This window comes from Bacillus sp. ISL-47 (assembly GCF_018613175.1).
In the GTDB taxonomy this organism is placed as follows: domain Bacteria; phylum Bacillota; class Bacilli; order Bacillales; family Cytobacillaceae; genus Cytobacillus.
Map to the genome: position 1 here is coordinate 18,272 of NZ_JAGGQS010000055.1, position 8,885 is coordinate 27,156.

An 8,885-nucleotide genomic window follows, 5' to 3' on the forward strand; every position below is an offset into this window, starting at 1 on the left:
CGTCGTTAATTACTTGGATTAATTACCATATCTCTTGAGTCGCATCCTTTTTCGTAGCTAATCAACTGGATTAACTACCATATCTCTTGGGACGCACTCTCTTTCGTCGTTAATCACTCTAATTAACTACCATATCTCTTGGGACGCACCCTCTTTCGTCGTTAATCACCCGGATTAACTACCATATCTCTTGGGACGCCCCCGTTTTCGTCGCTAATCACCCGGATTAACTACTGCCATAGTAAAAACCTTAGAAGTTAATCCGATGCCGCCAAATCCTTCACCCATACATTCATATTCTCAAGTTTATCGAAAATATAACAATTATTGAGAAGACGTCCCCGATATTTGTAGCCCAGCTGATGAAGGACCGCATTCATTCCAAATGACAAGGCTCTGGCAATGGAGTAGGCGCAAAAGACTTCCTGCGACTGCAAATCTTCTTCCAATTTTTCAAGCAGAATTTTCATCAAGCCGTGTTTTCGGTGGGAAGGAAGTGTAGCGCAATCTGTTAATTCTGCATTTTTATAAAATAGATTTACTTCTGCGGAAGCAGCGCTAACCAGATCCTTTCCATACTGAAATGCATAATAAATGGTGCCTTCTTGAATTGTTTTTTTTATATATGCGGGATCATGGAGGGGTGTAGGATAAATCTGAAAAACTTCTCGATAGAGGGCAGCAAGCTTCTCGGCATCCAGGTGTGTTATTTTTATTAGCTTGTATTCGGAAGGAGGCATAATCACGTCCCTGTTTCTTTCAAGGGCCAGAACATTTTTAACGATACTATCCTCAGTAATCCAATGTCCGCTGGTCCTTCTTTGATCCGAATAATATTTGCAGAAAAAATACTGGTCAGACCCAAGGAAATAACCATCGATGATCGCCTCACACTGAAAACCGCGGGCCAGCAGGGCAGCATAATTCTCTGCTCTTCCTCTGAATATTAATTTTTCACTTTGATGTGCGTTCACAGCTGCTTCTGCTTCGAGGATCGCTTCCTGTAAATTTCCTAAATAATCCTCCACTCTTACACGTTTATTAAAAGAATCAATGTACATTTCCACTGAGAAATTCTCTTTTTTAACCGTTTTAATGGTTGCAGTACTATTCATCTATCTAGACCCCCTTATTTTTTAATAAAATTGCCCGGCCATTCGGCCAGGCAATATAAGGTTCATCATGATTTACCGGCCGATTCTGTCATTTTACCGGCCAAAATGGTATTTTTACCGGCCGATTTCGCAAAAATTCCGGCCGAACCGGACCATTTACCGGCCAACTGCAAAATGTTGCACTTATTCAACCTTAAAGCCAATCAGCTTCTTTGCCGGCATTACTTCGACTGCATAGTTAAAGTCTTCACGACCCATTCCTGTTTAATAAAAGATTTCTTCAATTGTGCCGGCCACTTTCAGTACCGCACCAATCCATAATAGCAAGAGCAATTATTTCAGCGGCATCAAACACTTCCTGAATGGGTATATACTCATTCACATCATGGGCTGCTTCTGTTACGCCCGGGCCAAACACAACAACAGGGGTATCTCCTATCCTGGATAAAATTCCGCCATCCGTTCCCCACGGCGAGGCTTCAACTACAGGCTGCTTCCCTTTAACTGCTTCAAAGGAATCGGATAGAACGGACATAAGCGGATGATTCTCTTCCAGGTTGCCAGGAATCCATCGCCCGCCAAACCACTCGACTTGAGGAGGATTCTTTTTAAGCCAGTCATCTTTTTCAGCAGCTTTCTTCATACATAGTTCGAGCTCTTTTTCAGCCGATTTCATATCTTCATCCGGAGCAACGCCCATCCTCCCTTCAATTACCGCAATATCGGGAACTGAAGAAGGCCATTCTCCACTATTTATTTTTCCAATATTAATAGGAATCGGAATAGGAATGTTGCTATATAGAGGGTCTGTTATTTTCAAATTTCTCGCTTTCTCCAGTTCTTGCAGCGTTGTCATAACAATCATTGCTTTTTCTATTGCGTTAACTCCTTCATAGCGGGTGCCTCCATGCGCTGATCGGCCTTTGACAGTTATGCGGAACCACATGGACCCCTGCTGTTTTGGGAAAATCTTCATATTAGTAGGCTCGGGTATAATCGCCCCATCGGCTTTATATCCCCGCAAGACAGCAGCCAGTGTACCGGCGCCGCCACTCTCTTCTTCTATGACACTTTGAAAAATCACATCGCCTTTCAGCTTAATATCTAAAGTGATAACTGCTTCCATTGCAAGCAGAAGTGAGACAGTTCCGCCTTTCATATCTGTTGAACCGCGCCCGTATAGTTTTCCATCTTCGATCCTTCCGCTAAAAGGATCATATTCCCAATCATTCCTGTCCCCTTCAGGCACTACGTCAATATGCCCATTCAAGATCAGAGATCTCCCGCCTCCTGTTCCTTTCAAGGTTGCCACTACATTGGGGTTTCCGGAAAAATCCTTTCTGTCAGAGGAAAAGGCTGGATGTTTGATCAAAACATCCTTCCCAATCTCCCAAATATCGAGGGTTAGTCCCAGTTTCCGGCACTTTTCAATGATCACAGCCTGCGCACTGCTTTCATTTCCGCGGGTGCTGCCTTCCTGGACAAGCTGCTGGAGAATTCTTACTCCCCGTTGCTTATTTTCTTCAAGCCATTGCTTAATTTTTTGTTGAGCTTCCATATAATTTCCCTCCCTTATTCTAATTCCTTAACCCTATAAGGTGAGCAAGGTATATTAACCAATCACTCTTATATTTTCAGCAATAGTAAAGCTGCAGCCCGTTTTAGCTCTTACTTGGTTAACCGAATGGGGAGAAAATAATTCTATTAATTTCAGGCCTTCATGTGATAATTGAAAAACCGCCATTTCCGTTATAATCATATCGACACAGTTCGCGGATGTGAGGGGGAGCGTACACTCCCTAACGATTTTTGAATTTCCGTGTTTGTCTGTCTGGTTCATTACTACAATAACTTTTTTGGCTTTTTGTGCGAGCTCCATTGCACCGCCCATCCCTGGCACTTTTTTGCCGGGCACGATCCAGTTGGCTAAATCCCCCTTCTCACTTACCTGTAAGGAGCCAAGAATGGTCATATCTACCCTTCCCTTTCGGATCATTCCAAAGGCAACTGCACTATCGCAGTAAGATGCCCCCTTCACTGCTGAAACAGGAAAACCGCCGGCATTGCAGAGATTTTCGTCTTCCTTCCCTTTCTCCGGACTGGGCCCCATTCCTGTAATGCCATTCTCAGCATGGAACATAACCTTCGTACCTTCAGGCAAGTGGTTCGGAACCAGCGAAGGGATTCCTATGCCAAGATTGACAATCATTCCGTTCTGTATTTCCTCCGCAGCACGCTTTGCTATGCGGTTCCTCATTTCTACTCCCATGCCCATTTCCAGTTCACTCCTTTCGAAGCGACAATATAATCGACAAAAACGCCGGGCGTAACGATTTCATCCGGATCAAGACTTCCAAGCGGGACAATCTCTTCCACTTCTGCAATAGTCATATCCCCGGCCATTGCTACAAGCGGATTGGTATTTCTGGCACTCTTGTCATAAATCAAGTTCCCATATGGATCGGCCTTTTTCGCAAACACAATCGATATCTCCGCAGTTAACGCTGTCTCAATCAGATATTCCTTTCCATTTAAGCTGCATCTTTGTTTATCGCCTGTTACGATGTCATTATCCATGCCGATATCAGAAAGAATGGCAGGAATACCTGCACCTCCCGCACGAATTCTCTCTGCGAGTATTCCTTGCGGTGAAAATTCCACTTTCATTTTTCCATCTGTCATTAACTGACCTGCGACCGGATTCGAACCTATATGGGAGGCAATCATTTTTTTTGCTCTCCCCTGGCTCACTACCTTTCCAATGCCAATATGGGGAAAACCAGAATCATTTCCGATCAGAGTTAAGTCTTTTATCCCTTTTTCCAAAATTCCGTCTATGATGGTCGGAGGTGTGCCAATTCCTCCGAATCCCCCAAACATTATGGTCATGCCATCACGAAAGTGTTCCATTGCTGTATGAATATCGATGATTTTTTGAAAAGTGTTCTCCATTTTACTCAGCCTCTTCCTCAGCAAGGGTCAAATATTTCTCAGTAAAAGTTTGCAGTGTTGTCTCAAGGCGCTTCACCAGCTCATCAATTTCTCTTTTGGTTATTGTCAATGGCGGTGCAATCAAGATAGCGTCACCGTTATTGCCATTTGTACCGGCACCTGCAGGATAAATGAGCAGCCCCTGGTTCTGTGCAACATTTATTATTGTTTGAGTAAGCGCCAGTTCTCTTGAAAATGGCTCTTTCGTGGAAGGATCTTTTACAAATTCAAGCCCGACCATTAGGCCTTTTCCTCTTACGTCACCGATAAAAGGAAACCTCGTCTGCAGGTTTACGAGCTTATTTTTTAGATACACTCCTTTGCTGTCCACCTCAGCAATGATTTTATTTTTATCGATATATTCCAAAACTGCGAGTGAAACTGCACAGGACTGTGGGTTAGCGCTTAAAGTATGACCACTCATGATGCTTTTGGATCCTTCCAGAATCGGCTCCATAACCTTATCACTTACAAGGGCAGCGGCTATCGGTGCGTATCCCGCCCCCATTCCTTTTCCAAGCGCAACGATATCAGGTTCGACACTCCATTGTTCTGAAGCAAGCATCGTGCCAGTCCTGCCAAAACCGGTCATAACCTCATCTGCTATAAATAAAATTTCGTTTCGATTACATATTTCTTTAATAACCTTGTAGTAGTCCCTGGGAGGGGCAATAGCTCCTCCGGCAGCACCAATCACCGGCTCTGCAATAAATGCGGCAATATTCTCCGCACCTATACGCTTGATTACTGTTTCTAATTCATGTGCACATAAATAGCCACAATCAGGCGCTTCAAGATTATAAGGGCATCTGTAGCAATATGGAGGGTGGATGACAGGAAAGTCCTCAAGAAGCGGTATGAAACGCGCCCTTCTTCCGGTGTGCCCTGACATTGACAAGGCTCCAAGTGTGATACCATGATAGCTCATCCATCTTGAGAGAACCTTTGTTTTTGTTTGAATCCCTTTTTCCTGCCAGTATTGGATTGCAATTTTCATAGCTGTTTCTGTAGCCTCCGAACCGCTGTTCACAAAGAAACTCCAGTTTAATTCGCCAAGCGATAATTCAGCTATTTTACGGGCAAGCTTTTCTGCTGCCTCGCTTGTAAATTGAGAACGGTACACAAAAGAGACTTTCTTTGCCTGTTCATGCATTGCATCAATAATCTCTTTTACACCGTGGCCGATATTCGCGGTAATCGCGCCAGATGACGCATCCAGGTATTCCTTTCCATCGCTATCATATAAATAGACGCCCTTGCCGTAGTCAATCACCGGATATTGTGCATCAAGCATCGGCTTAATTAAGTTCGACTGGTCCATTAAGAATACTCCCTCCACCCTAAAAGATGCGAAAAATCGCCTGCGGCTTAAATGTTTCTGCTGCTGGCTTAACATCCAAACAGCCTCTTGGCATAAAAACCTATCCTGTTTTTGGCCAATATATTAAATTGTATGAAATGAATGATTAAATCTTTCTTAAAGAATGCCGATATCCCCAAAATGAATATTCTTATGAAGGCAAAAAAACAGCCACACAATGGTGGCTGAAAGAATATTTAAATCATGACTTATTCAAACTTATAAGATATGCCTTTCTCTAGAAATACGTCTCTTCAGGAATATTTACATATATTTCCAGGTCTCATCGAGATTTGATCTATACACTCAAAACCTCAAGGATAATAAAAATAAATGTCCAGAAAAACTTACTCTCAAAAGGGAGGGCAGTTCCTAGTAACACTAAATTTCTTTCTTTCATTTAGTAATATTATACAAATTTACACATGGAAATACTGCTCGGAATGATTGTATTTTTTATGGACAAAAAAGACCGGGACATTACTGTCCAGTCTACACTTATTTTTGCTCGATCCATATTTCATATCCATGAGCCGAGATAGCTGCTTTTGCACCAATCGGGATGGTGGCAAAAGGATGCACATGGCCAAAGTTCACATTGGCAATGACCGGTATCCCTTTAAGCTCCTTTTTAGAATCAATAATTTTCCGCAGAGCTTCTTCAGTTACCTGGGAGTTTTTCTGAAATCTGCCAATTAAAATTGCTTGTATACTTTGTGCATCAGGAAGATGAAGCAATGATTGAAGATCCCTATCAAATGCGAGCGGATGGGATTCTTCATCATCCTCAATGAATAGGATTGAGTTTTTAAGTGAAGGCATGAATTCGGTTCCCTGAAGCAAGTTAAGGGTGCAAAGATTCCCGCCGATCAAAACGCCTTCTGCCTCTCCTTCCTGAAGGACTATATAGCCATCTTGTTTGAAGAATTGCCTGTCTTCCTGATCCAAATACCATGGGTCATCACTCCAGTGGGTAGAAGGAACAATTTCATACGGCGCATCATTTGTGACAGCATTAATAAAGGATTCGAGGGTGTACTCGAACCCATGTTTAACACCGAAACTTGAAAAATGGGGACCCGAATACGTAATTAATCCCGTTTTTTTATAAATCGCACCCTGCAATGCAGTAATATCACTGAATCCGCAAAATACCTTTGGGTTGTTTTTTATAAGGTCAAAATCTATGTATTTTAAAAGCTGGTTTGCGTTATAGCCTCCTATTACTGTTAGAACCCCTTTTACTTTCGGATCGGTAAAGGCTTCATGCAAGTCCTCCACTCTTTCTTCGATAGAAGAACTGAAAAACTCATCATGAATTTCTGCGTTTTTTCCAAAAGTAACTGTGAAACCAAGTTGATTTAATCGCTCCTGTGCAATTCTTAATTGCTCCCCCTTTATGATTGCCATGCTTCTGGATGGTGCAATCACCCTGATTTCATCACCAGGCTTCAAACGCTCTGCAAGCATCGTACTTCCTCTCCTTATACTGTTAAATACAAATATTTTAACAGAGATTTGCAGATTCTTGAATGATGGTTAGCACTGTATAACAAAAAAGGCCTGCTTTGCTGCAAGGCCTTTTATTACTTTATACAGTTACAGGTTCTCTTCTTGGGGCATTCTTTGTTTTTTCAACAATGTCTCTTGCAATCCAAACTCCGCAAGCACCTGCCTGGGCAAGCCCTCTTGTTATTCCTGCACCGTCTCCACCGACATAAAGGCCGCTGATTTCTGTTTCAAATCGGTCATTTAACCTAGGGCGGGCCGAATAGAATTTTGCTTCCACTCCGTAGAAAAGTGTATGCTCGGATGCAAGGCCAGGTGAAACATGATTTAACGCCTCTGTCATTTCTACAAGGCTTTTCATTGTATTGTATGGAAGAACCAGGCCTAAATCTCCTGGTACAGCCTCTTTTAAAGTCGGCTCCAGGAAGCCTTCTTTAATTCTTTTCTCTGTAGATCTTCTGCCTTTTAAAATATCCCCATATTTTTGAACGATGATCCCGCCATTTGAGAGACTGTTCGCAAGCCTGGAAATTTCGTGAGCGTATTCATTCGGCTTATCGAAGGGCTCAGAGAATGTATGAGAAACAAGCAACGCAAAGTTTGTATTCGGGCTTCCCAGCTTTGGATCTTTATAAGCGTGGCCATTTGCAAGCATAATTCCCGAATGATTCTCAACTACTACGTGACCTGATGGGTTGCTGCAGAAGGTTCGGACTCTAGTTCCAACTGAAGTGTTGAAGGTGAATTTCCCTTCATAAAGATGCTTATTTATCTCTTCCATGACAATATTGGAGGTTTCAACACGAACACCAATATCCACCTGATTATTGATCATTTTTAAACGGCGCAACTTTAGAAGGTTCGCAAGCCAGACAGAACCATCTCTACCAGGTGCGACAACCACTTTTTCTGCATGGATTTCATTTCCTGCTTTCAGCTTCACTCCCATAATCTTATGGCCATCAGCTGTTTTTTCTGTGATTAGATCTTCAACCTCAGTCTTGTAGGACATATCAATTTTTTCACGAAGATATTCATAAATGCTTTTTAAAATTTCAAGGTTTTGTTCTGTACCTAAATGTCTCACCTGGGCACGTAGTAGCTTAAGACCGGCTGCATATCCGCGACGCTCGATATCCCGCACTTCATCAGTCATCGGATCGGTAATGCTTTCAGTCGCCCCGTGCTGCAGGTTAATTTCATCCACATATTTAATCAATTCAACAACTTGGGAATCAGGGAGATAATCGGTCATCCAGCCGCCAAATTCACTTGTGATATTAAACTTTCCGTCTGAATAAGCACCTGCTCCGCCAAAACCATTTGTGATAGAACACGCGGGAAGGCATCCTGCAAACTCTTTTCTCCCTGCAGCTGGCGGGCATTTCTCAATTTTTTTCTGTAAAATTGGACAATTTCTTCTATATATATCATGACCTTTATCAATTAATAAGATATTAGCTTCAGGCATTTTCAGCGTTAGCTCATAGCAAGTAAATATTCCCGCCGGCCCAGCGCCGACCACTATCACATCATAATTTGTTTTCATCGTCCCATTCCCCCAGACGCATTTTTCATTTATTTCTTTAACCAAATGTAACTATATCAAATATAACTTAATCAGTCAACGTTTTTCCGAACTATATTTTATATAATATGATAAATGTTCGTCTTTGGAGCATTTTGCATTCTATTCTATAAATTCAGACAAAAAATATGTAGATGGGATTAGAGCTTTTTTCAAGGGGGGTACGCGCCGGGGCTCTTGTCTATGTAAGCCTTTCCTTATTTACACTGGGTCGTTTGCTTTTCGCCATCAGGTTCCGTTACGTTCTATTTAAGCGCCTCCCTTCAAAATTGACCTCCCCAAAGGAACAAAATATAAGGCTATTTTCGTATAGATTGTTGTT

General features: G+C 42.3%; 7 protein-coding genes. All 7 read right to left on the bottom strand.

Annotation, left to right across the window (positions count from 1 at the left end; all coding sequences use genetic code 11):
• Positions 1-257: 257 nt before the first annotated feature.
• The 7 genes from ablB to J7I93_RS18935 all read right to left on the bottom strand — a co-directional run bounded on the left by ablB (position 258) and on the right by J7I93_RS18935 (position 8,524).
• Positions 258-1,115: a putative beta-lysine N-acetyltransferase gene (gene ablB, locus J7I93_RS18905; RefSeq protein ID WP_214727544.1), complete on the bottom strand. Its 858-nt coding sequence runs from the start codon at positions 1,113-1,115 to the stop codon at positions 258-260.
• Positions 1,116-1,395: 280 nt separating this feature from the next.
• Entirely contained in the window at positions 1,396-2,673 is a 1,278-nt protein-coding gene (locus tag J7I93_RS18910; protein WP_214727545.1) for a peptidase, read from the bottom strand.
• A 54-nt stretch (positions 2,674-2,727) separates the two neighbouring features.
• Positions 2,728-3,390: a 3-oxoacid CoA-transferase subunit B gene (locus tag J7I93_RS18915; protein ID WP_214727546.1), complete on the bottom strand. Its 663-nt coding sequence runs from the start codon at positions 3,388-3,390 to the stop codon at positions 2,728-2,730.
• The gene (locus tag J7I93_RS18920; RefSeq protein WP_285289085.1) at positions 3,375-4,067 is read right to left on the bottom strand and encodes a CoA transferase subunit A; all 693 of its coding nucleotides are present in this window, start codon (positions 4,065-4,067) and stop codon (positions 3,375-3,377) included. Before J7I93_RS18920 ends, J7I93_RS18915 begins: the two co-directional genes overlap by 16 nt.
• A 1-nt stretch (position 4,068) precedes the next feature.
• Positions 4,069-5,427, bottom strand: a complete 1,359-nt coding sequence (locus J7I93_RS18925; RefSeq protein ID WP_214727547.1) for an aspartate aminotransferase family protein — start codon at positions 5,425-5,427, stop codon at positions 4,069-4,071.
• Between the two features lie 537 nt (positions 5,428-5,964).
• Positions 5,965-6,936: a S66 family peptidase gene (locus tag J7I93_RS18930; RefSeq protein WP_214727548.1), complete on the bottom strand. Its 972-nt coding sequence runs from the start codon at positions 6,934-6,936 to the stop codon at positions 5,965-5,967.
• Positions 6,937-7,057: 121 nt separating this feature from the next.
• Positions 7,058-8,524 carry an NAD(P)/FAD-dependent oxidoreductase gene (locus tag J7I93_RS18935; RefSeq protein ID WP_214727549.1) on the bottom strand — a complete coding sequence of 489 codons (1,467 nt, stop codon included), beginning with the start codon at positions 8,522-8,524 and terminating at the stop codon, positions 7,058-7,060.
• Between the last annotated feature and the right edge of the window lie 361 nt (positions 8,525-8,885).